23 protein-coding genes and 1 pseudogene are annotated in these 23,129 nt (G+C 29.5%); 6 read left to right on the top strand and 18 right to left on the bottom strand.

What is annotated here, in order from left to right:
• Positions 1-291: 291 nt before the first annotated feature.
• From B2671_RS12860 to B2671_RS12850, 3 genes are all read right to left on the bottom strand, one after another.
• Positions 292-588 (bottom strand): hypothetical protein, encoded by a 297-nt coding sequence (locus tag B2671_RS12860; RefSeq protein WP_346847138.1) that lies wholly within the window; start codon positions 586-588, stop codon positions 292-294.
• Positions 589-590: 2 nt separating this feature from the next.
• Positions 591-890, bottom strand: coding sequence for a DUF2089 family protein (locus B2671_RS12855; protein ID WP_346870758.1), 300 nt, complete (start codon positions 888-890; stop codon positions 591-593).
• A 171-nt stretch (positions 891-1,061) separates the two neighbouring features.
• Complete coding sequence (locus B2671_RS12850; protein ID WP_346870757.1) at positions 1,062-1,277, bottom strand: heavy-metal-associated domain-containing protein; 216 nt, start codon at positions 1,275-1,277, stop codon at positions 1,062-1,064.
• 252 nt (positions 1,278-1,529) lie between these two features.
• Between B2671_RS12850 and B2671_RS12845 the strand changes: the two genes are divergently transcribed.
• Positions 1,530-2,552: a branched-chain amino acid aminotransferase gene (locus B2671_RS12845; protein WP_346870756.1), complete on the top strand. Its 1,023-nt coding sequence runs from the start codon at positions 1,530-1,532 to the stop codon at positions 2,550-2,552.
• Positions 2,553-2,662: 110 nt separating this feature from the next.
• On the opposite strand, the gene B2671_RS12840 is transcribed toward B2671_RS12845, so the two are convergent.
• Entirely contained in the window at positions 2,663-3,964 is a 1,302-nt protein-coding gene (locus tag B2671_RS12840) for a hypothetical protein (RefSeq protein ID WP_346870755.1), read from the bottom strand.
• Between the two features lie 204 nt (positions 3,965-4,168).
• Here B2671_RS12840 and B2671_RS12835 point away from each other — a divergent pair, with 204 nt between their 5' ends.
• On the top strand, positions 4,169-4,402 hold the full coding sequence (locus tag B2671_RS12835; protein WP_346870754.1) for a BhlA/UviB family holin-like peptide: 234 nt from the start codon (positions 4,169-4,171) through the stop codon (positions 4,400-4,402).
• Positions 4,403-4,589: 187 nt separating this feature from the next.
• A pseudogene (locus B2671_RS12830) lies at positions 4,590-5,756 on the top strand (IS256 family transposase).
• 175 nt (positions 5,757-5,931) lie between these two features.
• Here the strand turns inward: B2671_RS12830 and B2671_RS12825 are convergent.
• The 6 genes from B2671_RS12825 to B2671_RS12800 all read right to left on the bottom strand — a co-directional run bounded on the left by B2671_RS12825 (position 5,932) and on the right by B2671_RS12800 (position 9,222).
• Positions 5,932-6,429, bottom strand: a complete 498-nt coding sequence (locus B2671_RS12825; RefSeq protein ID WP_346870753.1) for a hypothetical protein — start codon at positions 6,427-6,429, stop codon at positions 5,932-5,934.
• Entirely contained in the window at positions 6,429-6,608 is a 180-nt protein-coding gene (locus B2671_RS12820; RefSeq protein WP_035133168.1) for a helix-turn-helix domain-containing protein, read from the bottom strand. Before B2671_RS12820 ends, B2671_RS12825 begins: the two co-directional genes overlap by 1 nt.
• 38 nt (positions 6,609-6,646) lie before the next feature.
• The gene (locus tag B2671_RS12815) at positions 6,647-7,093 is read right to left on the bottom strand and encodes a DUF2975 domain-containing protein (protein WP_346870764.1); all 447 of its coding nucleotides are present in this window, start codon (positions 7,091-7,093) and stop codon (positions 6,647-6,649) included.
• 149 nt (positions 7,094-7,242) lie between these two features.
• A complete protein-coding gene (locus B2671_RS12810; protein WP_346870752.1) occupies positions 7,243-8,079 on the bottom strand; it encodes a CvfB family protein in 837 nt (278 codons plus the stop codon).
• Between the two features lie 38 nt (positions 8,080-8,117).
• Positions 8,118-8,615: a GAF domain-containing protein gene (locus tag B2671_RS12805; protein ID WP_346870751.1), complete on the bottom strand. Its 498-nt coding sequence runs from the start codon at positions 8,613-8,615 to the stop codon at positions 8,118-8,120.
• Between the two features lie 94 nt (positions 8,616-8,709).
• Positions 8,710-9,222, bottom strand: a complete 513-nt coding sequence (locus B2671_RS12800; protein ID WP_346870750.1) for a gamma carbonic anhydrase family protein — start codon at positions 9,220-9,222, stop codon at positions 8,710-8,712.
• Between the two features lie 484 nt (positions 9,223-9,706).
• On the opposite strand from B2671_RS12800, the gene B2671_RS12795 reads away from it, so the two are divergent.
• Positions 9,707-12,706 carry a vitamin B12-dependent ribonucleotide reductase gene (locus B2671_RS12795; RefSeq protein ID WP_346870749.1) on the top strand — a complete coding sequence of 1,000 codons (3,000 nt, stop codon included), beginning with the start codon at positions 9,707-9,709 and terminating at the stop codon, positions 12,704-12,706.
• Positions 12,707-12,772: 66 nt separating this feature from the next.
• Here the strand turns inward: B2671_RS12795 and B2671_RS12790 are convergent, their stop codons facing one another.
• From B2671_RS12790 to ymfI, 5 genes are all read right to left on the bottom strand, one after another.
• The gene (locus tag B2671_RS12790; RefSeq protein WP_346870748.1) at positions 12,773-14,164 is read right to left on the bottom strand and encodes a hypothetical protein; all 1,392 of its coding nucleotides are present in this window, start codon (positions 14,162-14,164) and stop codon (positions 12,773-12,775) included.
• Positions 14,161-15,558: a HAMP domain-containing sensor histidine kinase gene (locus B2671_RS12785; RefSeq protein WP_346870747.1), complete on the bottom strand. Its 1,398-nt coding sequence runs from the start codon at positions 15,556-15,558 to the stop codon at positions 14,161-14,163. The genes B2671_RS12790 and B2671_RS12785 overlap by 4 nt, the downstream gene beginning before the upstream one ends.
• Positions 15,559-16,245, bottom strand: coding sequence for a response regulator transcription factor (locus tag B2671_RS12780; protein ID WP_346870746.1), 687 nt, complete (start codon positions 16,243-16,245; stop codon positions 15,559-15,561).
• Positions 16,246-16,332: 87 nt separating this feature from the next.
• Positions 16,333-16,671: a hypothetical protein gene (locus tag B2671_RS12775; protein WP_346870745.1), complete on the bottom strand. Its 339-nt coding sequence runs from the start codon at positions 16,669-16,671 to the stop codon at positions 16,333-16,335.
• 84 nt (positions 16,672-16,755) lie between these two features.
• Positions 16,756-17,493, bottom strand: coding sequence for an elongation factor P 5-aminopentanone reductase (gene ymfI, locus B2671_RS12770; RefSeq protein WP_346870744.1), 738 nt, complete (start codon positions 17,491-17,493; stop codon positions 16,756-16,758).
• A gap of 263 nt (positions 17,494-17,756) precedes the next feature.
• Here ymfI and B2671_RS12765 point away from each other — a divergent pair, with 263 nt between their 5' ends.
• Positions 17,757-17,927: a DUF362 domain-containing protein gene (locus B2671_RS12765; protein WP_346870743.1), complete on the top strand. Its 171-nt coding sequence runs from the start codon at positions 17,757-17,759 to the stop codon at positions 17,925-17,927.
• A 678-nt stretch (positions 17,928-18,605) separates the two neighbouring features.
• Here the strand turns inward: B2671_RS12765 and B2671_RS12760 are convergent.
• The 3 genes from B2671_RS12760 to B2671_RS12750 all read right to left on the bottom strand — a co-directional run bounded on the left by B2671_RS12760 (position 18,606) and on the right by B2671_RS12750 (position 21,839).
• Complete coding sequence (locus B2671_RS12760) at positions 18,606-19,463, bottom strand: YitT family protein (protein ID WP_346870742.1); 858 nt, start codon at positions 19,461-19,463, stop codon at positions 18,606-18,608.
• A 246-nt stretch (positions 19,464-19,709) separates the two neighbouring features.
• Positions 19,710-20,021, bottom strand: coding sequence for a DUF1540 domain-containing protein (locus B2671_RS12755; RefSeq protein ID WP_346870741.1), 312 nt, complete (start codon positions 20,019-20,021; stop codon positions 19,710-19,712).
• Positions 20,022-20,102: 81 nt separating this feature from the next.
• Positions 20,103-21,839: a DUF4153 domain-containing protein gene (locus tag B2671_RS12750; protein ID WP_346870740.1), complete on the bottom strand. Its 1,737-nt coding sequence runs from the start codon at positions 21,837-21,839 to the stop codon at positions 20,103-20,105.
• 222 nt (positions 21,840-22,061) lie between these two features.
• Here B2671_RS12750 and splB point away from each other — a divergent pair, with 222 nt between their 5' ends.
• Positions 22,062-23,084: a spore photoproduct lyase gene (splB, locus tag B2671_RS12745; RefSeq protein WP_346870739.1), complete on the top strand. Its 1,023-nt coding sequence runs from the start codon at positions 22,062-22,064 to the stop codon at positions 23,082-23,084.
• Positions 23,085-23,129: the final 45 nt, after the last annotated feature.

The following is a 23,129-nucleotide window of genomic DNA, read 5'->3' as shown; positions in this document are numbered from 1 at the left end:
CTGGTTTCCTGTGAATCTTTCACCCCAGTGCATATACCTATTAAAGATATATACAATCCCAAAATATACTACTACCTTCCACAGGGTAATCCGTACCGTTTACTGCTGCTCGCCACTTCATTTAATGGTCATTCAACCCTAACAGTATAATTTTCTCTGTAATAAATATTAGGTTCACATAAATTCCTAACATTATAAAAGCGGCAATAATAAAGTATGACTTCTTTATTATAAGTGAAGAAAAAAGAATATGTAAATAACCATGGAGTTATACCCCATGGTTTAATATAATTAATTTATATCTTGAGCTTTCATTTTATCCAGTTCAGCTTCTTTCTCTTTTTTGTATCTCTTACGCCCATATTCCCATTCTGCCAAAAACATATTAGTTAATATGAGAAATGGAAATAAATTTCTAAAGCTAAGTGTTAGTTTTGTAAATCTAAACACACATATTGCAAAAATCACTGATATTAAAGGTATAATCCCTCCTAATAAACAGTTCTTTTGTTTACCAAGAAAATATTCAACTCCTAAGAGTGCACCTGCAACTACAAATGCAATAATAATAGTACTTATATCTGACATGGTTATTCTCCTTTCGAACATTTTTTATACTTGTCAATAATCAACTTTGCAGTTTCCAAATCAAGCTTAGAATCCACTGCCAATCCTTTAATAAATATTTGGAATGGCTCTTCTTCTTTCTTATCATTTAGTTCAATTTTTTGAATCAGTTTATCCAATCTCAATCTCACAGTAGGATAAGATACTTCATACATTTTTGCAATATCTTTTAAAGATCCAGATCTCAGCACAAAGTTTTTCAAGAAACCTGCATCTTCTTGCTCTAAAGCAAGTATCCATTGTGGTATTTTATCAATGTCCATTTCAACCTTCCTTTCATATTATATTTAATAATATTAATTATACCCTAAATAATATTAAAGTCAATAAGCAATTTAATATAAATTTAATTAATTTTTTCTACTTGAAATTATATAACAAATAAGAGGTTGAGTGAAAACTCAACCTCTTATAATATTCTATTCCATTTCGAACTAAGCCTGCTCTATTTTTTCTACTATGTAACCTGCATCTTCAATGGCACACTTCATTTCTCTATCATTAACAGAATCTGTTCCATCAACCACTACTATTTGAGATTTTAAGTGTACATCCACATTATCAATCCCATGAACTCCTTGCAAGGCTGTCTTAACATTGGTAACACATTTTCCACAAGTCATACCTTCAACAGTTAATCTTTTTTTCATTTCTAATTTCTCCTTTCATTAATATACATATAGTATTAATATAATTATTAAAAATTATTGATAAAATATTTAAAAGTGTTAGTATAGTATTATAGACACATAATTCTAAATTTTTTAAACATAAAAAAGTATACGATTTCATTTACATAGTTCCATTTGCAAGTATACGGTTTCATTAAAATTAAGGATTATGTTAACTACACATTAAAAAATCAAATAAAAAAGTTAATTTTATTAGGGGGAGATTTGGCAATGGAAAAAGAATTCAATTGGAAAGAATTAGGGTTTGATTACCTAAAGGCAGATTTTAATTTTATTTCTCATTATAAAGATGGACAATGGGATGAAGGAAACTTAGTTGAAGATGATAAAATAACAATTAGCCAAGGTTCAACATGCTTGCATTATGGACAACAATGTTTTGAAGGTTTAAAAGCATATACTCATAAAGATGGAAAAGTATGCTTATTCAGACCTGATCAAAATGCTAAAAGATTAAATGAAAGCTGTAGAAGAGTTTTAATGCCAGAAGTACCAGTAGAATTTTTCTTAGATGCTTGCAGAAGAATTGTTAAAGCAAACAAAAGACTTATCCCACCATATGGAAGTGGAGCAACACTATATCTTAGACCTTACGTAATAGGCGTAGGTGACAATGTAGGTGTTCGTCCTGCTAGGGAATATATATTTGGAATCTTTGTTACACCAGTTGGACCATACTTCAAAGGTGGAATGGCTCCAGTTAACTTCATAACTTCTGACTACGATAGAGCTGCTCCTATGGGAACTGGTGCTGCTAAAGTTGGTGGTAACTATGCTGGAAGCTTATTACCTCATGCAGAAGCTGTTAAAGCAGGCTTTGCTGATTGTATCTACTTAGATCCAGCAACTCATACAAAAATAGAAGAAGTAGGTGCTGCAAACTTCTTTGGAATAACTAAAGATGGTACCTTTATTACACCTAAATCTCCATCTATATTACCAAGTATAACTAAGAGATCTCTATTATATTTAGCTGAGCATAACTTAGGTATGAAGGTAGAAGAAAGAGACGTATTAATAGATAACTTAGATGAATTTGCAGAAGCTGGAGCTTGCGGTACTGCAGCTGTAATCACTCCAATCGGAGCAATCCAACATAAAGAAAACAAGCACATTTTCCACAGTGAAACAGAAGTTGGCCCAGTAACTAGAAAACTTTATGAAACTTTACTAGGAATTCAAGCTGGAGATATAGAAGCACCAGAAGGATGGATATTCAACGTAGAAGTTTAATATAATATTTAAGACTCACCATAAGAAATTATGGTGAGCCTTTGCTATATTCTATTAACAGCATGAATCTAGTTTCATTCCAAAACTTTAAAATTTTCCCATTAAATATTTTAAAGTTTTAGCTTTTCTCTTATCTCTTTCCTAATTTTTATAAATTCATCAAACTCATAAAAAAATCTTATTTTCTGCTCTGGAACAGCATTACCCCAAGGCTTGTCTTCTAATACAAATAAAGCAAAGGATTCTGCAATATCTTCTGCTGGAGATGTAGAAGCATACTCATTTGCAAAATCATTTATATGTCTAATATAAAAATAACCCCTAGCTTCATCTGGATCTTCCACTCTTTCAGCTATAAGTGAATCTTCATAAATATCAGCCCAATACCTCTTATAAAATTCATTTAAATAGGAATTTTCTTTAGCTAAAAAATATCCTTCTTCATAATAATAATTCGGATCCACTTTCTCCGTATATTCTAATTCTTCTCCATTGGTAGTAAGAGCATGGGCAAATTCATGTATTACCGTTGCAGTAAGTTCGTTATCCTCACTTCTAGCATCTTCATAATCTATGCTTAAATCATATTTAAATAAATCATTCTCCATTATCCTTACATAAGCTAATGTATCATACTCTCCATCCGAGAAGATAGTGAAATTTTTAAAATACTTCATTTCGTTTTTAGGTAATACTTTATTAACCTCATTCCATATCTCATTAGCTTCTTTTACAACTTCTTCCGATGGCTTATCTGGAGTTAACACTTTAACTGGTTTATAGCTTATAGAAAGGTCTTCATTAATTTTAAATACACCCTTTATCTCTGATGGCTCTACAATTTGATATATAATCATTGATGAGTCTAAATCAGAGTATTTCTTAAGAATATTGTCCATATCACATTCAAAATCAAAATCCTCACCTGCTTTAAATCTTTCTTCTAAAGCTATTACACTTTCATAATCATCTTCACTTATATAACCTTTTAAATCATTTATAATCTTTTCTCTATGCTGATTCCTTAGTTCTTCTTTTTCTTCTTTAGCATTTTCAAGTTCTTCAATTTCATTAATGTCATCGATTAAATCTACCTGATTTTCCTTTAAAAGTCTTCGACTATACTTTTTAGTTAATTTATTTAACCTTTTATTAAACTGTAACTTTAAACTTTCTTCTCTTTCACTCCTGTCACCTATTCCATCTGCTAACTTTTGTTCTTCAATAATAGATATCTCTTTATACACATCATATAATCTACTTTTTTCTACAGGATTTATATAATTAGAAAGTTCGCCTAAATTATTGGAGAACCCCTGAGCATAATCTTTTTCTACTCTTACTTGGTAAAAACTAAAAAAACTAAATAGTATAACTGCAATCAAATCTACTGGAATTAATAATTTTTTCATAAGCCTCTCCTTTCATGTCTATATAATTTTATCATAAATTTAATATATATGTAATTAGTTCATGAACCTAGTATATATATAAATATAACCCATAAAAATTACCCTAATAAAGATAACTGCATATATAGTATTAAGGGATATTTTTGAACATCAATAAAAGTTTAATAATATCTTGATTAAAGTTAAGGGGGGATACTAAAGCAAATGGAAGCTGAAATATTAAAAATAGCTTTATCTCAAGGTATATGGGCAGTTCTCAGCATATTTCTATTGTTTTATATATTAAAAGCTCAAGAAAAAAGAGACGAAAAGCAAGAAGAAAGAGAAAAGAACTACCAAGAGATAATATCAAAAATAACAGATAAATTAATGATAATAGAAGAAGTTAAAAAAGATGTTGAAGATATAAAAAAATATATTATAACCAATAATAAGTAATAAATAAAATGTAAGCCAATGACATTAATACTGTCATTGGCTTATTTATTATTATGCTTATTGTTGAGATTAAATTATGTTTAATAATATTTCAACGCCCCTGAGCCTGTGAAAAAAAGTCTGTAAATTACAAATAATAGCAGCTTTCTATGATAAAATAAATATATCATGGGAAGCTGTTTTTATGGTGAAAAGAAAAGAAAGATTAAGCGAAGGAAAAAAGAATATCATAGCAGATTTAATTAGAGAATATGACATTCAATCTGCAAAAGATATTCAAGATGCATTAAAAGACTTACTCGGAGGCACAATTGAAAGTATGTTAGCAGCTGAGTTGGAGAACCGTAAGAAACAAAAACAAATACGCAGTAAGTATGGTGAAATGACAATTGATGTTTCACAGGACCGCAACAGCTCTTTTGAACCGAAGGTTGTTAAGAAGAGACAAAAGGATATTTCCAACATTGAAAATAAAATAATTTCAATGTATGCCAAAGGTCTTACGACCCGTCAAATTTCAGATCAAGTTGAAGATATATATGGTTTTGAAGTTAGTGAAGGAATGGTTTCTGATATTACCGATAGGTTGCTACCGGAGATTGAAGATTGGCAACAACGCCTACTTTCACAAGTTTATCCAATAGTTTATATTGATTCTGTACACTTCTCTGTAAGGGATAATCATGTTATCAAAAAGTTGGCTGCTTATGTTATTCTTGGGATAAATGAAGAGGGAAAAAAAGAAGTTATTAGTATCCAAATAGGTCAAAATGAAAGTAGCAAGTATTGGCTTAGTGTACTAAATGAGTTGAAAAATAGAGGGGTACGAGATATCCTCATTCTTTGTGCTGATGGGCTTTCTGGAATTAAAGAGTCTATCAATGTAGCTTTTCCTAACACCGAATACCAACGATGTATAGTGCATCAGGTCCGTAACACTTTGAAGTATGTTGCAGATAAAGATAAAAGGAATTTGCTGCAGATCTAAAAACTATATACCATGCACTAGCTGAAGAGCAAGGACATGCTCGTATGCTTGAAGTTACTGAAAAATGGCACGAACACTATCCTAATGCAATGAAAAGCTGGTCTGCTAATTGGGATGTTATAAGTCCTATATTTAAGTTTTCTGCTGATGTACGTAAGGTTATCTACACAACCAATGCTATTGAAAGTCTTAACAGTACTTATCGTAGACTGAATCGTCAGAGAAGTGTATTTCCAAGTGATATCTCGTTGCTGAAAGCATTGTACTTAGCAACTTTTGAAGCCACAAAAATGGAGTTTACCACTTAGAAACTGGGGTAAAGTTTATGGAGAACTGTCCATAATGTATGAAGGAAGACTTCCTTAAAGCCTTCGGCTAAGATATAAAAAAATACACCCGGTTTAAGGGTGTTCTTGACATGTAATTTATTTACTATTATATTAAAATTAAGGCATGGTAGCTACATCATGACCTCCATGCCTTTAAAATAATTATCATAGAAAGCTATTTACAGAAATAATTTCACACTCTCCGTCTTAATTCATCTATAGGATTCATATATTTCTAAAGTGTTGCCTTCTAAAATAAATACAATAAAATCATCTTTATTATTTTTATCCATATAAAAATATTTAGCTTCTTTACTTAGTTTTTCTATTACTTTTTCATGATTATCGTCAGATATACTAATTTCCCTACGATTTATTTTATCTCTATCTTCTAATAGCATAACACCATCATAGGATATTTTTAAAAGTATCTCATCATAGTTAAACCACTGAAAAGAATTATTTAAGTTCTCTAAGTCTTCTTCATCATGATAAATAACTTCATTACTTTCATCTCCAACACCGTCAAAAACCCCTCTAGTACTTCCTATGAGAGTTACTTTATCTGGCTTAGGTAATTTTATGTTCCAATTGGCTTCTAGGCATTCTGTATAGGTTGCAAATATTATAGGTCTTACTTTAATATAAGTTAATAGTAAGATTATCATAACTACAATCCCTAATATTGTAGTTAAAACTTTCTTCTTCATTACTCCTCCTTATATTCCAATATATCACCAGGTTGACAATCCAAGGCCTTACATATAGCTTCTAATGTAGTAAATCTTATTGCCTTTGCCTTATTATTTTTTAAAATAGATAAGTTAGCCATGGTTATGCCAACTTTTTCTGAAAGTTCAGTAGCACTCATCTTTCTCTTAGCCATCATTACATCTACGTTAACAATTATCAATTAATCCACCTTCCTTATATAGTAAGCTCATTTTCTTCTTGTAGTTCAATTCCATTATTTATAAGCTCTCTTACTACTGAAGAAATGATAAATACCATCATGGTAGCAAAAGTTATAACCATACAAATTAAATTCTTATATATGAATATTGTTCCTGCTAAATAAGTAACAAAAGCTATGAATGAGCATATACTTATCACCTTTAGGGACTTTATACTCTCTTTACAAAAAGGACTTCCTTTTAATAGCTTTCCACTTAATTTCATTACTGAAATAAGTATTAATAAAAATGGTATATAAGTTATATATAAGAATATTTTTATTCCTCCTGCTATATCTAACCCAGCAGTAGATATATTACTGAGATACCAATTTACTATATTAGGTAATGTTGCTCCAGCTATTATAGTTATAACTACAGATAAAACTGATACAATATATAGTATCTTTCTAAATAACATATTTTTCAAATTTATCACCTCTAACCAAAGCTTATCATAAGATTCTTTTTACGTCAATAAATATTTATTGTTATTCAATAAATATTTATATTAATTAAAAAGCTACCTCAAAATAATTCTGAGATAGCTTTTAACTTTAATTATATTTTTTATTTTAACCTAGTACCATTTTCATCCTGCTCTATAAGTCCTTTTTTCATCAGTGCCCCTAAAGATCTCTTAAAGGCATTCTTGCTAGCCTTAAAATATTTTTTTATATCATCTGGACTAGACTTATCATTAAATCTCATTGAACCTTGGTTCTTCTTTAAGTAGCTAAGAATAACCTCCTCTAAGTCTCCCATTTCCTCAAGACGAGGTTTTCTTGTGGTAATTTGTATTTTACCATCATCAAAGTATTTCTTTACTCTAGCCTTTATTTTATCACCAATGGAAATGTCGTCATAACATTCACTTTTTAATACAATCCCTCTGAATGTATTGTCTATAGCTACAACTAAATTTCCATTAGAATGTTTTCCATAGACTACGCCTTCTACCTCTTCTCCAACATTATAATGAGTAGTATCATGTAAGTACCTATCTACTCTAGTTGTTGCAGCTATTCTGTTGGTTTTATCTACATATAGATAAAATAAATATTTTTTGTCTACTTCTAATTCAAAGGGTGCTTCTCTAAATGGAACTAATACATCCCTTTCTATCCCTATGCTAATAAAGTATCCTATTCCAGTTTTATCTACTACTTTTAAGTAACCTAGCTCTCCTACTTGTGCTTCTACTGGCTTCATAGTCGCTATGGGTCTGTCCTTAGAGTCTCGGTATACAAATACATCGACTTCATCCTCTACGTCTATTTCACCTACTATATTTCCCTTTGGTATTAGTATGTCTTCAGAAGTTGTCTTTCCCTCTGCGTCTAAATAATATCCAAATTCACAACTTCTTGACACTTTAAGAGTATTAATTTTTCCTAATTCTATCATTTATTTTCTCCTATCCACTTTAAAAACTTTGCTTATATTTATAATTGACTCCAATCAATATATTTATTAAGCTTATTTACAAATTTTATTAAATATTTCTCTTCTAATTCTGTAAATGTGTTAAATTCATAACTATCTATATCTAGTACTCCATAAACCACATTATCTTTTATTATTGGAATTACTATTTCAGAATTTGATGCCGAATCACAGGCAATGTGTCCTGGAAAATCATGAACATTATCTATTCTTTGAATTTTCTTAGTTGCTACTGTTGTTCCACATACTCCTTTTCCTATAGCTATTCTATTACAAGCTGGTAAACCTTGAAATGGTCCTAAAACTAGCTCTTCATTTTTTACAAAGTAAAATCCACTCCAATTTAATTTATCAAAAATAGCATATATAATGGCAGATGCATTGGAAATATTTGCATATATGTCTTTTTCCGAACTTAACTGGCCTTCTAAGAGGATTAACATGTATTTATATTTTTCTTCTGTAGTCATTTTTTTTATTACATCTAATTTTATCAAAATTATCTCTCCTAGCATAATTTTATTATCTAAAACTACATAAAATTCAAATTGCTTATTATAAGGCTACTTATATTGTTTCAATAGCATTATTTTACTCTTGAATTTCTTTATGCTCTCTTCCCATATTAACATAATGCTCAGCTGAAGACTTTATAGACTTAATTTCTTCTTCTGTTAACTCCCTTACCACCTTAGCTGGGCTTCCTATACATAATACTCCACTTGGGATTATTTTATTTTGAGTTACAAGGCTTCCTGCTCCTATAATTGTATTATCTCCAATTTCAGCACCATTTAGTATTATTGATCCCATTCCTACTAACACATTATTTCCTACATTACACCCATGAATTATGCAGTTATGACCTATGGTAACATTATCTCCTATCTTAGTTGATATTCCAAAATCATTATGTACTGTAGAATTTTCTTGAATGTTAGTATTTTTTCCTATAATGGTGGTATCCATATCACTTCTAATTACCACGCTATACCATACATTAGTATTTTCTCCTATAGTTACATCCCCTATTACCGTTGCATTTTCTGCTATAAAACATGTATCATCTATAATTGGTGTATTCCCTTTAATCGCTTTTATCATTTTCCATCCATCCTTTATACTTGAAATTTCCATAATTTTCATTCAATCTTTTTAATTTCCTAAAACTATATGAACACAACAATAATTATTATCTTTTTATATAAGGTAATGATACCATAATTTAAAAGTCTATTGTGTAATAATTTATTTTTTCCTATTATTCTTCACGTAATTACTGAATTATGTATTTATTTTTCCATATGTATTATGAAATTATATTAAATTGTAATAAATTTTATAACTTTGTCATAAAATTTTATTAGTTAATCAGTTGAAGTGGTTAGGGTACTGAAATCTACTTAATTTAAGGCTATTTTTAGGTGTGAACAAGCACAGTTTAATGAAAATTTCAATAGTTGTATGAAAAAAAATTATATAATATAATACAACATATAGTGCAAAAGCACATTCCGGACACAATATATAGTATATGAAATATTTAGGGGGTGACTTGCTAATCATAACAGTGTGATTAGCTTTTATAATGAAGAGTATTAACAATATAATAAAAAGATACTACACAAAAGAGTTAGAGACTAATAAAGATTTGACAGTATACGATTTATTCCAGTGGAAAAAAGTTGACGTAATTTTAAAAGACTATAAAAAAGGTACCGTTCTCGTAGATATGAAGGACTTAGAATTTCCAATTCACTATTCGCAAAATGCTTGTGATATAATTGCTTCTAAATATTTTAAAAGAGCCTTAGTACCTAATGAAGTAGGTTATGAAAATAGTCTTAAAATGGTGGCACATAGATTAGTTAATTTTTGGTGTGAATCTCTAAAGGATGAAGGTTTAATAACTAATGATGGGGAGTTTACAATACTTTATGATGAATTAGTTTATTGCTTCTTAAATCAAATGTATGCACCAAACTCACCCCAATGGTTTAATACTGGATTAAAGCTTTCTTATGATATAGCTGGTGAACATCAAGGTCATTTTTATTATGATGAGAACTTAAAAAAAGTTGTTAAAAGCGTAGATAACTATACTAGAACTCAAGCTTCTGCTTGCTTTATTTTATCTATACAAGATAAACTTTTAGGACCACACTCAATTTCTGAGCAATATGTAACAGAAACTAAGCTATTTAAGGGGGGGTCTGGATGCGGAACTAACTATTCAACTCTAAGGGCTAAAGACGAAAAGCTTTCTGCTGGTGGAATTTCTTCAGGTGTTATGAGCTTTTTAAAGGGCTTTGATAGAAACGCCGGAACTATAAAATCTGGTGGTACTACAAGACGTGCAGCTAAAATGGTTTGTCTTGATATAGACCACCCAGAAATTAGAGAATTTATAAATTGGAAGGCTAGAGAAGAAGATAAAGTTCGTGCTTTAGGTAAAATGGGCTACGACGCTTCCTTTGAAGGTGAAGCTTATGAAACTGTATCTGGTCAAAACGGTAATAACTCTATAAGATTTAGCGATGAATTTATGAAAAAAGTTGAGAATATATCTGAAAACCCAGATGAAGTAATAACTTTAAAGGGAAGAATAGATGAAAAAATTAATAAGGATGTTAAAGTGAGTGAGCTATGGGATGAATTCAACTTAGCTTCATGGCAATGTGCTGACCCAGCACCTCAATTTGATGACACCTTCAACGCTTGGCATACATGTCCTGGTGGTGAAGATGGAGACTTCGGTGCAAAGCATAATAGATTAAATTCTACTAACCCATGTGGTGAATATGCTTTCTTAGATGATACATCTTGTAACTTAGCTTCAATTAATATATATAAGTTCTATAACAAGGATAGTAAAGTATTTGATTTAGATGGATATGTTCATATGATATCTTTACTACAACTTATGCTTGAATCTTCTGTTCACTGGGGTCAATTCCCAACAGAAGATATTGCAAGAAAAACATATATGTTTAGAACAACAGGCCTTGGAATTGCAAACCTAGCCTCTCTTCTTATGGTAATGGGTTATGCTTACGATTCAGAAGAAGCTAGACAATTAACTGCTTCCCTAATTGGAGTGCTTACTGGAGCTTCTTATGTTACTTCTGCCCTTATGGCTGAAAAAGTAGGACCATTCGCAAAATATGACATTAACAAAGATGCAATGCTTAGAGTAATAAGAAATCATGGAAGGGTTGCAGGAGCGCTAGATAGTGAATATGAAGACCTTCACTATAACCCTGTGGAAGTTAATCATGAAATTCTTAAGGCAGAAGGCAATACTGAACTATCTAAACTTTTAAAAACTCTTTGGCAAGAAGCTGTAGCGTATGGTGAAAAATTTGGATATAGAAATGCTCAAGTATCTGTAATAGCTCCAACTGGAACGATTTCATTTGCTATGGATTGTGGTGCTACTTCTATTGAGCCATACTTCTCCCACTTTGTTTATAAAAAATTATCCGGTGGTGGATTTATGACTATAGTAAATCCAATTATAGAAGATGCCCTTGATAACCTTGGATATTCACAAGATGAAATTAAAGACATAGTAGATTATATTCTTAGAAAAGAAATGGTTAATGAAAATGGATATGAGTATGAAAAAATTATAGATGGTAAGATTGAAGGAGCTCCTCATCTTAAAGAAGAACATCTTCACATTTTTGATACAGCAAACAAATGCGGAAGTGGTGAGAGATATATTAAGCCTATGGGACACGTTCTAATGATGGCTGCCATAACCCCTCTTATATCTGGTTCAGTTTCTAAGACAGTAAACCTACCTAAAGCAGCTACTGTAGATGACTTTAAAAAGGTTGTCCTTGATTCTTGGAACCTTGGAGTAAAAGGAATATCTCTTTATAGAGATGGATGCAAAGCTAGTCAGCCTTTAAATACAGTTTTAGAAGAAGAAAATGATGCAGATTTAGAAAAGCTAACTTATGAAGAGCTTTTATCTAAAGCTAAAGAACTACAAAAGCAGACTACTTCATCTACTGTATTCACTCGTGAAAAACCAATTGGTATTAGATTTGGAACTACTCATCCTGCTCAAATAGATGATGTTAAAATATACACTACAGTTAATAGAAGAACAAATGGGGAAATTTCTGAAATTTATATAACTACAGATAGAGAAGGAACTATAATAACTGGACTCTTAAATTCTCTTTCTAAATCTATTTCTGTAATGCTACAATATCATGTTCCTGCAGCAGATATTGCTAAAATGCTTAGAGGCCAAAAATATGAACCTTATGGCTTTGTACAAAAACATCCTTACATTAAGCATGTTAGCTCCATCTCTGACTTAATCAGTAAGGTTATAGATATTGAACTTGGTGACTATTCTCGTTGCCAAATCAAACCTAACCCTTATGATATGGTAAAACCAACAATTCAGCATAATGAAGTATCTACTACTTCTATTGGACATGGAAAATCAGAAATAAAAGGTGAGCGTATTTACTCCGAGGTTTGTTCAAACTGTTCAAGCACAAACTTAGTGAGAAATGGTACATGTAAGGTTTGCCAAGATTGTGGAACAACCACTGGATGTAGCTAAAACTATACCTGATAAGTAAAAGCCAGGCAAATTATTGCCTGGCTTTTACTTGGTTTATATACTACACTATTTATTTGATTTAAGTAATGAGTTCACTTGTTCTGTCCAATATCCTACAAATTCTGCCATGGCCCATTCTGCCATAACTATCTCCTCATCACCATTTAAAGAAATAGTTAACTCTGGTGATTCACTGATTTTTCCATCTTCTATTTTATATCCATATAAACTTGATTTTGTCTTTATTATAGTCACATTTTTATTAGGGGATGATAATGCATCCTCCGCTGATGGAACCTGATTTTTGATTCCTTGCCATGATGTAAATAGCCTATCATACATAGCCACATTCTTAGATACTTTTAAAGGAATATTTATATTATTTTCAATACTATCATCCTTTTTACTATGAACAGTATAAATCTGCCATCTTCCTTGATTTCTTTTTATAGAAACATCAGTAAATTTATTTATATCTTCTATATGAAGTCCTTGTGCTTCATTATTAAACTTGGTTATATTTTTCTGTTCACTAATATTTCCTAAGGACACTGCTCCTTTACCTTCCATATTTATAGTATCAATTAAATATGTCCCTAATTTTTCAGCCCTATGACCTTCTCCTTCTTCATGAACTTTAATACTTATATAATCATTTCCTATAAAATTTATCTCTTTAGATACATTTATATTTGGTTCTTTATTTACCTTTAGATCAGCTTGCTTTTCAGATGGATTGCCACTTAAAAATACAAATTCTATATTATCCTTATAATTGTTTTCAATATATTCTCTATGAATTGAAACCTTAAAGAATCCATTTTTACGTGGTAAAAGCAGGAATGGAACCTCTTTACTATATATTTTTTTACCATCATAGGCTATCCAAAGAGTTTTATATGTAAAACCTTCATCAGTTTTATCTTTAATGCCTACTAATACTCCATTACTAATTTTCTCATTGTCTGCTGTTTCATCTACACCAGTTTTTTCATTGATATTCTCCATAGGGTTATCATCTATTTTTTCAAGATAAAGTAAAACATCGTCCTGTATTACTAATACACCTTTATCTATAACAATAACTTCCTTTAAATATGTATTTTTAGATGATATGGTTACAACTTCTACTTCCTTAGTATCTTTTAAATAATCAGGTATAAAGCCTATAGTATTATAAATGTATTGTTCACCATTTACTAATTTAGCTTTATAAGTTATGTTCTTGTATACCTTATCAAACATAAATACTTCTTCATTACTAAAACTCACCTTGCTGTCTAACAAATTACAATTAAATACTTCCTCTTCTGTAATTCCCACATAATTTTTAACTTGCCATTGTCCCTTTAAAATAGAATCATTATTCGGTTTCTTTACTTCTATATTAAATTTATTACAACCAGTAAGAATAAGTGCTAACATAAAAGTTATCAGTATTCTTATTAATCTTTTCATCTCACATCTCCTCTAGGTAACATTATAATAACCTCTGTACCCTTTTGTAATTCACTATCGATCTTTAAAAGTCCGCCATGCTGAGTTATAATTTCTTCACATATAGAGAGCCCTATCCCATTGCTTGCATTTATATTTCTTCCCTTATAAAATTTTTCTTTAACGTGAGGTAGTTCATCTTTAGAAATTCCATAGCCATAATCTTTAATTGATATAGTTAAATATTTTTCATCTTCTACTAGTTTAACTATTATTTTAGAATCATTAGGTGAAAACTTTATAGCATTATCTAAAATATTTATTAAAACCTGTTTCATTCTATTTTTATCAACTTCCATAGGTTTAACCTGTAGTTCTTCAAATATGACCTCTATTCCTCGAGACAGTAGTTTAGGTTCTAATTGTCTTAATATATCTTGAGTAAACTCACCTATACTTATCATTTCTTTTCTTAAAGTGATTTTACCTGAAATTAACTTTGAAAAGTCCAATAATTCTTCTACTAGATAAGTTAATCTTTCAACCTCTGACTCTATAATTTTAAGGCCTTCTCTTACTTCTTCTTTATCTTCTAAATCTGAGGACTCTAACACAATGGCCCAGCCCTTAATAGAAGTTAGAGGTGTTCTAAGTTCATGGGATACAGATGAAATAAATTCATTCTTTAGTCTTTCATTTTTTAGTATCTCCTCAGACATATAGTTTAGAGTATCAGCTAAACTTCCTATCTCATCCTTAGAGTAATTTGGTATACTCTCTTTAAAGTTACCCTTAGCCATCTTTTCTGCTCCCACAGAAACTAGTTTTAAAGGCTTCATTATACTATTAGAAATAAATAAACTTATAGTTGAAGAAATGGAAATTACTAGTATACCTAATAAAATTATTATAAACAATATCTCCCTTATGCTTTTATCTATATCTTTAGTAGAGGCGCTAAATCTCAATATTCCATCTACATGTGTATCAAAAGAAAGTGGATATGCTACACAAATAATCTTTTCATTACTATTTTCGTTTTGATATATATTAGCTTCCCCTTCAGTATTACCATTAGCTGCTGCTTTAACTTCTCTAGTTAGTATTCTGTCCTTTGAAATATAACCTGAAGAATCCATCATAACATTACCTTCTAAGTCTATTATTTGAACTCTACAATCAGTATTACTCCAAAATGTATCATTATCATTAAATATATTCTCTTTTACAGTATTGGAGGACAAGTATATATTATAAAAATCTGATGATATCTTAATTTGGCCATATATAGTATCCTCTAGATTGCTATAGTAATATCCTTTGATAGCTATGTAAACCATAATTTGAACTATAAATATGGTTATAGCTATTACAATTATATTACTGCTAGAAATCTTAGTTTTTAAGGATTTCACTTACTCTTCCCTCCACTTATATCCTGTTCCCCAAACAGTTTCAATATATTTAGGTTTAGATGAGTTATCTTCTATCTTGCTTCTAATACGTCTTATATTTACATCAATAATTTTATTTTCTCCTATGTAATTATAGCCCCACACCATATCTAGAAGTTCATCTCTGCTAAATGCCTTGTTTGGATTTTCCATAAACATTTTTATAAGCATATATTCTTTAGGGGTTAATTCTATCTCTACTCCACTTTTGTATAGTACCTTACTATCCAAATCTATTTTAAAAGCTCCAGATATAATTTCTCTACTCTTAAGACCATTACCTAGTTCCATTCTTCTAAGTAAAGAATTAATAATAGCTATAAGCTCTAATGGGTTGAAAGGCTTTATAATATAGTGATCTGCACCAAACTCTAATCCCATAATTTTATCCCCATCTTGTGCCCTAGCAGTAAGCATTATTATTCCCATCTGCGGATAACTTTTCTTTAAAATTTCACAAACTTTATATCCATCAATTCCAGGAAGCATTATATCAAGTATTACAATATCAGGGCTCTCTATTGCAACTTCTTCAATACCAAGTTCTCCAGTTTCTGCTTCTACTACCTGGAAGCCTTCTCTCTTAAGGCTTATCTTTACAAACTTTCTTATATGTTCTTCATCTTCAATTAATAATATTTTCTTCATTATATTCACCTCTAATGTACAAAAGCACCAATAGTAAAATAAATTAACATCGGTGCTTCTTGTTCGTAATTCTTATTTTCTCTTTAACTATTCTTCCTTATCATTACTTTCTTCATACTCTTCTACATCTACAATAGTAGAATCACTATAGTCTATATAAGATTCTGAATCTGGAGTTACATTTGCACTATGGCTATCTTGTGGCCTTCCATTCTCATTAGAAGAATAAAATTCATTAGTTTCCTTTTTCACCTTATATTTTAAGTACATTATACTAAGGGTTATTATAATTACAATCCCTAGAATAAGCCATAAGATTCCTTTGAATACAATTCCTAAAACTCCAAAAATCAATGGAGAAAATATAAATAACAGTATACATACAAATATAACTTTTATTAATGTTTTCATCTCAACACTATTCATAAATTCTAATTCCTTTCTATATGTATCAATTAAATAATTAATATACTATCTGACTTTAAATTGTTATCTATTTTAAAGGTAAATTTAAAAGCCCCCGTTTACGTTTAGTATTTCCCCTGTTATGTAGCTACTATCCTTACTAGCTAAAAATACAGCAACTCTTCCCACTTCTGATACACTTCCAAATCTCCCCATGGGTATTTCCTCTGTTAATTCTACTCTTTCTTCTTCTTTCATCCACATATTCATCTTAGTTTCGATAACACCTGGTGCTATGGCATTTACTCTTATATTACTTAATGCTAGTTCCTTAGCTAAGGCCTTTGTAAAGGAATTTATAGCTCCCTTTGATGCAGAATATAAAACTTCGCAGGCAGCTCCTTCACCTCCCCAAACTGATGATATATTAATAATGCTACCTTCTTTTCTTGAAACCATATGATTAACTACAGAGTTCGTAGTATTAAATACTGACTTGAAATTTACAGACATGATTTTATCAAAATCTTTTTCAGTGTCATCCATAAATAATCCTATTTTAGAAATAGCTGCATTGTTTACTAATACATCCACTCTGCCTAATTTCTCTAGAGTATATTCTATTAATTCCTTAGAAAAGTTATAATTACTTACATCTCCTTTAAATAAAGTACAATAGTTTCCCATGGAACTAATTTCATTTAAAGTCTCCTTTGCACTTTCATCATCGCTAAAATAGTTAAGTACTAATGTTGCTCCTTCTTTAGCAAATTCTAAGGCTATTCCCTTACCTATACCTCTTGTTCCTCCTGTAATTACTACCACTTTTCCCTTTAATTTCATTTTCATACCTCTTAAAACTTCTTTAATTTCCATTGTAGTTATTTTAACATTTGTTCTTTTATAACACTAGTTATATGTCCTGAAAATAAATTAATTTAAATAAATGTTAATATATTTTACATTTACTTTAATTAGTTCATTTATTAACTATAAAATTAATTTATTTCTTGTATTTTTTATTATATTTAAATATAAATCCTCTTTATTATTATATCATAATATGGTATGATAATCATGATTTAATAGTAAAGGGGGTCTTTTTCATGGCTTATAAAATAGTAGATACTTGCATCTCTTGTGGTGCTTGCGAATCTGAATGTCCAGTTAGCTGCATAAGTGCAGGAGATGGATTATACCTTATCGATGCTGATTCTTGTATCGAATGTGGTGCTTGTGCTAGCGTTTGCCCAGTTGGTGCTCCAGTTCAAGACTAATTGAAATAAAAAATAGATGTACAAGTTGTACATCTATTTTTTATTTTAATTTACTTATATCATTAGTATCTCTAATAAATATTAACCCATCAAATGTATCTATTTCATATAACAATCTTCTTCATACCCATTATAAAAAATAATGTTATCAGCTAATAATTTTCCTTACATATTCAAAGCTTCTTTTATGTTATGCTGTGTTCCACTGTATATGGCTAATTCTATGCTTTTTAGGATATTCTAAAGATATTTAAATGCTATAATTTGTTTATCCTTAAATATATCCTTAAATCCCTTTAAATCTTCAAACCCATTGCCAATCTCCACAGCGTTTAAAGGAACTAATTTTTCTTTTATAATTTCAGCTTCCTCATTAGGACTAAGTTTTCTCCCAAATAATCCTAAGCATACTAGTCTGAGAATTATTATAACTTAAATTATTAATAATACCTTCTTTCCTCTTCTCATCTTCATATACCCCTTAAATACCTATTTTAAACCTTAACTTAATATTTTTAATTTATGGTTATATATATATTATAGCAAATTTAAAAAATTTTTAATATTTATCTGAGTTTTCTTAGAGTAATGGACAAAATTCTTCTTATTTTTAACTATATAGCAGAAATACAATAAAAAATCAGTAAATCTCCTAATTGAAATTTACTGATTATATAATTAGTCTAGTATATTACCAAAGCCTTCCCCTAATACCTCATGGACATTATGGGTTATGATGAAAGCACCTGGATCCACTTCTTTTATAAAATTTCTAAGCTTAATAAACTCCTTTTTACCCATTACTGTTATCAAAACATCACTTTTTTCTAAATTGTATGCTCCTATAGCACGATAAATAGTAGCACTTCTGCCCAGCTCATCAATAATAAATTTTCTTATGTCTTCAGTTTTAGAACTCATTATCTCTATTCTCTTAGTTATGTTGAGTCCATCTATAACAAAATCTACCATAGAGCCATTTATTATAACACCAAGTAAAGCATACATTCCTGTAGTAGCTCCAAATGCTATAATTGCAAGTAAGGTTATACTAAAATCTATAATTAAAAGTCCTTTTCCAATTTCTAGATGGGCATATTTGTTTAATATTTTAGCAGGTATATCTGTCCCCCCTGTAGATGCATTCCTATTAAACACTATAGCCATACCTATGGCTCCAATTAATATACCAAAAATTAAATTTATAAGTATATCCTGTGAAATAGGTTTACTAATAGGTGCTACTTTTTCTAAAATGGATATTATTACTGAAAGCATAAGACTAGAATATATAGTTTTTGTTCCAAATGCCTTTCCAATAAAAATAAAACCTATGACAAAGAAAAATATGTTCCCTATAAGCATTATAATACCAATACTAAGGTTAGGAATATAATGGTTTATTACCATAGCAAGCCCAGTAAGTCCTCCAGCTGCTAAATTGTGTGGGACCAGAAAAAAATGAATACCTATAGCTATTAAAATTAATCCAAAAGTTATTATAATATAATCTTTTATTTCCTTCTTCAAACCCATTCCTCCTTAATTCACCCTATTGATTTTTATAAAAATATCTTATGTTTTTCAATTTTATGTTAACCCTCTTTATTTAATCATATATCAATAGATAAGTTATTACAATATCTCTCTTTTTCTTATATATGTTTCACTGTTTAAACACTTATATACGTAAAAAAACTACTACTATAAAATTTAACCGAACTTAATCATAAAATTTCATAGTAGTAGCTTGTTCTTTATATTTACTTATAGTATTTATCTTTACTTGCAATGAAATGTAGCACACTCTGTTTCTCTAGGCTTACATGCATGATCTCCAGAAATACAAATTTCTGAAGCATCACATTTATGGTTTGCGTTATAAACACAATTGGTAGCTTCACATCCTACTACCATTTCTGGATTAGGTCTTTGATTACTATTTGACATAGCTCCACTTTTTTCTGCAAAACTATCACAACAAGTAGATGATTTATGAGTAGCTTCTCTTCCACCTACTTGAATAGAATCAATACAGCAATAATAATCATTATTATATGCACAACTACATGCATCACATTTTAATTTAGTCATAAGAATGCCTCCTAAAGTTTATTTCTATAATATTGTTTCAATTTAGTAGGCAAATTATTCTTACATAATTTTATTGTTCTTTTACTTTATCTTTACAAATACGGAAAATTGAATTTCTGTAGACTCTATTTGGTCATAATTTAAATCCTTACGACCAGAAAAGTTATCAATTTTTATTTTGATTTTAACTTTATCTGTTTCATCTTCAAATTGCATATCTTCTACAGGTATGGAGTTTGTTTTATTAACACCATATTTATCTATTATCTTATTAAAGTACTCATTTAAATTCTTATTATATATCTGTTTACCTTTCTCTAATATCTTAAGTTCATTAGATGCTTTATTATAGTCAACTGTAATTCCATAAGAATTCTTATTAGCAGCACTTTGATAACTTATAATGTTAAAAAGGTAATCATAGTCCTTTATTTCTATAGGCTCTAATATTTCTTCACTTGTAAAATAAAAATGTTCATATCTACTTTCATAATTTAAATTAGAATAAGTTATTCCTAGTACCATCTCTGTATCACTTATAGTAAAATTATCTGGCAAATATTTAATATCCTTTAATTCATGTTTTCTATTAAAATAATCCAAAATACTATTGAGCTCTATTTGATCATCTTTAGAAACTGGATCTATAGCTTTAACTATTTTACCATTTTCAATCATATTATTTTTTATAAGGAACTTTTCAAATCTTTTATTTTGACTATACTTAGATAAACTATAACTACTCAAAGGTCCACAAATTGATATAAAAGTAATTATAACAAGAGATATTGGGAGTATAATATTTTTTACTTTCTTAATTATTAAGTAATATACCATTATTCCAAATACCCAAATCCCTAGTGCTAAAACAAAATATCTATTTTCAGTTATTCCATAGGCATTAACTCTTATTCCCATAGAAATAAACATAAGTACTATAAGAGGAAGTATTGCTTTTGGAAACACCTTTACAAACTTGCTTACCCAAAGACTATTTTCCTTTACTGGTGAAGTTAAAAACAAGGTTCCTGATGATATTACTCCATACCATAATACTAAATGAGAAACTAATCCCTCTGGCCACTGTCTAGTAATAATTATCTTAGCAAAATATACATATAAGATTATTGTGTATATAGAAATTAATGGCATAATTATATAAAGCATTAATATCTTAAACACCTTTGGATATTTTTCAACCTTTATAACTTCTTCCTTTTCTGGGATTCCTCCAAGAAAGAAGCATTGTGCAAAAACTCCTACAACTATAAGCCATGTATAATAATATATCTCATATTTAACTTCTATTCCTAAAAGATAATCTACGGTGAACAATATTGCTATTAGTCCTAAATATAAAACTATAGAATATAAAACTGTTGTAAAAAATCTTCCTAAAACCTTTATTACATACATCTCAAAACTTCCATCCTTATAGATATATGGAGTAAAAAAGAACCCTGTAATAAATATTATAATAAGACCAACATATCTAGTAACCTGAACCATATTTAAATCTTCAAGACAAAAATATCCATAGACTGCTAAACAAATAGCTGCAATAATATAAATTAAATATTTAAACTTCTCATTAGATTTATTTCTTCTTTCAAAATATAATTCAATGCAAATATATACTGGAATACCAAGTACTAAAGTCATAACAACACATCTTAATTCCTCGTCACTTCCAATACTTTCTCCCATATATATTAAAGTTATAACTGCAGCTATAGATAAAAATATGGGTATAGGAAATCTTTTTACTGAATCTTTTATAGAATTTTTCCATCCATTTACCAAAGTTTTAATATGCAATAATATGACCCCCTTTATTATAAAATTATTTTTCTATGTTTTATAATTACCTTTAGATAACTATTTATGTGTGACTGTAAATTATACCCATTATACCATATCATCTAAACTAAAAAATTCATCTATTACACATAATATTATCATATATGTAAAGAATATTCCTATTAAATATAAAGGAGGTGACCTTTAGTTTGAAGCCCATTGCTTCTACTAAAGAACTTAATGTTTATTCCTAAAAGAATATTATTTGAAAAAGGATCCCTGGATTATGAAATAGGCAAAAATATTTATAACACTTTTAAGGATAATAAAAATATAGAAATAATAAAATTAACTTCTAATAAGATTAAAGAACGAATTCCTGGTGAAAACTTGCATAGCTTTTATCGTGAAGGTAAGAATACCCTAGTTGTGGGTATAAAAAAAAGAAGTAAATTTCAATCCTGTAAACCTTCTGCTAATTGGCAGTTACCCCTAGTGTCCGGTTGTATTGCCCATTGTCAGTATTGCTACTTAAATACAAATCTAGGGGATAAACCTTATATAAAGATTAATGTAAATATAGATGATATTTTAAATGAAGCAAATGAATATATTAAAGAAAGATTACCTTCAAAAACTTTATTTGAAGGTTCTGCCACCTCTGATCCTATACCTATAGAACCTTATACTAATAGTTTAAAAAAAGCTATAGAATTCTTTGCTAATAGCGATCATGGACTATTTCGTTTTGTTACAAAGTTTAATGATGTGGATAGTCTGTTAGATATAGATCACAAAGGACATACAGAAATTCGATTTACTTTAAATACAGATAAAGTAATCAGTGACTTTGAAAATAGAGCCGCTTCTATAGATAAAAGAATAGAAGCTAGTGTAAAGGTGGCTAATGCTGGGTATCCTATAGGTTTTATTATTGCGCCAGTATTTCTTTATGAAGGTTGGAAAAACGATTATAAACAACTTTTATTAAACCTTAAGGATAAGCTTCCTGATAACTTAACTAGTCCTGTTACCTTTGAAATAATATCTCATAGGTATACTCCTAGAGCTAAAAATATAATTCTAGAAGTATTTCCTGAAACAACACTTCCTATGGTTGATGAGGAAAGAAAATATAAATATGGACAATTTGGATATGGCAAATATGTATATACAAAAGAGCAGTTAGAAGAGATGAAAGAATTTTTTAGTTTAGAAATTGACTCTATATTTAATAATAAAGTTATAAAATATATAATATAGTGTTAAATGCAAAAGCCAAGCTATATTACCTATATAACTTGGCTT

The sequence above is a fragment of the Clostridium sp. UBA5119 genome (assembly GCF_002414285.1).
GTDB classification, from domain to species: Bacteria; Bacillota; Clostridia; order Clostridiales; family Clostridiaceae; genus Clostridium_J; species Clostridium_J sulfidigenes.
Note: the sequence above shows the minus strand (reverse complement) of the source record. Positions and strands in the feature narration are given on the sequence as shown.

Coding starts and splice junctions, on each gene's coding strand:
- B2671_RS12755 (WP_346870741.1), bottom strand. CDS start 20,021: ATGACTAAATTAAAATGTGATGCATGTAGTTGTGCATATAATAATGAT.
- ymfI (WP_346870744.1), bottom strand. CDS start 17,493: ATGAAATTAAAGGGAAAAGTGGTAGTAATTACAGGAGGAACAAGAGGT.
- splB (WP_346870739.1), top strand. CDS start 22,062: ATGTTTATTCCTAAAAGAATATTATTTGAAAAAGGATCCCTGGATTAT.
- B2671_RS12820 (WP_035133168.1), bottom strand. CDS start 6,608: ATGATGGCTAAGAGAAAGATGAGTGCTACTGAACTTTCAGAAAAAGTT.
- B2671_RS12800 (WP_346870750.1), bottom strand. CDS start 9,222: ATGATAAAAGCGATTAAAGGGAATACACCAATTATAGATGATACATGT.
- B2671_RS12760 (WP_346870742.1), bottom strand. CDS start 19,463: ATGGGTTTGAAGAAGGAAATAAAAGATTATATTATAATAACTTTTGGA.
- B2671_RS12850 (WP_346870757.1), bottom strand. CDS start 1,277: ATGAAAAAAAGATTAACTGTTGAAGGTATGACTTGTGGAAAATGTGTT.
- B2671_RS12845 (WP_346870756.1), top strand. CDS start 1,530: ATGGAAAAAGAATTCAATTGGAAAGAATTAGGGTTTGATTACCTAAAG.
- B2671_RS12775 (WP_346870745.1), bottom strand. CDS start 16,671: ATGAATAGTGTTGAGATGAAAACATTAATAAAAGTTATATTTGTATGT.
- B2671_RS12810 (WP_346870752.1), bottom strand. CDS start 8,079: ATGATAGAATTAGGAAAAATTAATACTCTTAAAGTGTCAAGAAGTTGT.
- B2671_RS12815 (WP_346870764.1), bottom strand. CDS start 7,093: ATGTTATTTAGAAAGATACTATATATTGTATCAGTTTTATCTGTAGTT.
- B2671_RS12855 (WP_346870758.1), bottom strand. CDS start 890: ATGGACATTGATAAAATACCACAATGGATACTTGCTTTAGAGCAAGAA.
- B2671_RS12790 (WP_346870748.1), bottom strand. CDS start 14,164: ATGAAAAGATTAATAAGAATACTGATAACTTTTATGTTAGCACTTATT.
- B2671_RS12860 (WP_346847138.1), bottom strand. CDS start 588: ATGTCAGATATAAGTACTATTATTATTGCATTTGTAGTTGCAGGTGCA.
- B2671_RS12840 (WP_346870755.1), bottom strand. CDS start 3,964: ATGAAAAAATTATTAATTCCAGTAGATTTGATTGCAGTTATACTATTT.
- B2671_RS12795 (WP_346870749.1), top strand. CDS start 9,707: ATGAAGAGTATTAACAATATAATAAAAAGATACTACACAAAAGAGTTA.
- B2671_RS12825 (WP_346870753.1), bottom strand. CDS start 6,429: ATGAAGAAGAAAGTTTTAACTACAATATTAGGGATTGTAGTTATGATA.
- B2671_RS12765 (WP_346870743.1), top strand. CDS start 17,757: ATGGCTTATAAAATAGTAGATACTTGCATCTCTTGTGGTGCTTGCGAA.
- B2671_RS12780 (WP_346870746.1), bottom strand. CDS start 16,245: ATGAAGAAAATATTATTAATTGAAGATGAAGAACATATAAGAAAGTTT.
- B2671_RS12835 (WP_346870754.1), top strand. CDS start 4,169: ATGGAAGCTGAAATATTAAAAATAGCTTTATCTCAAGGTATATGGGCA.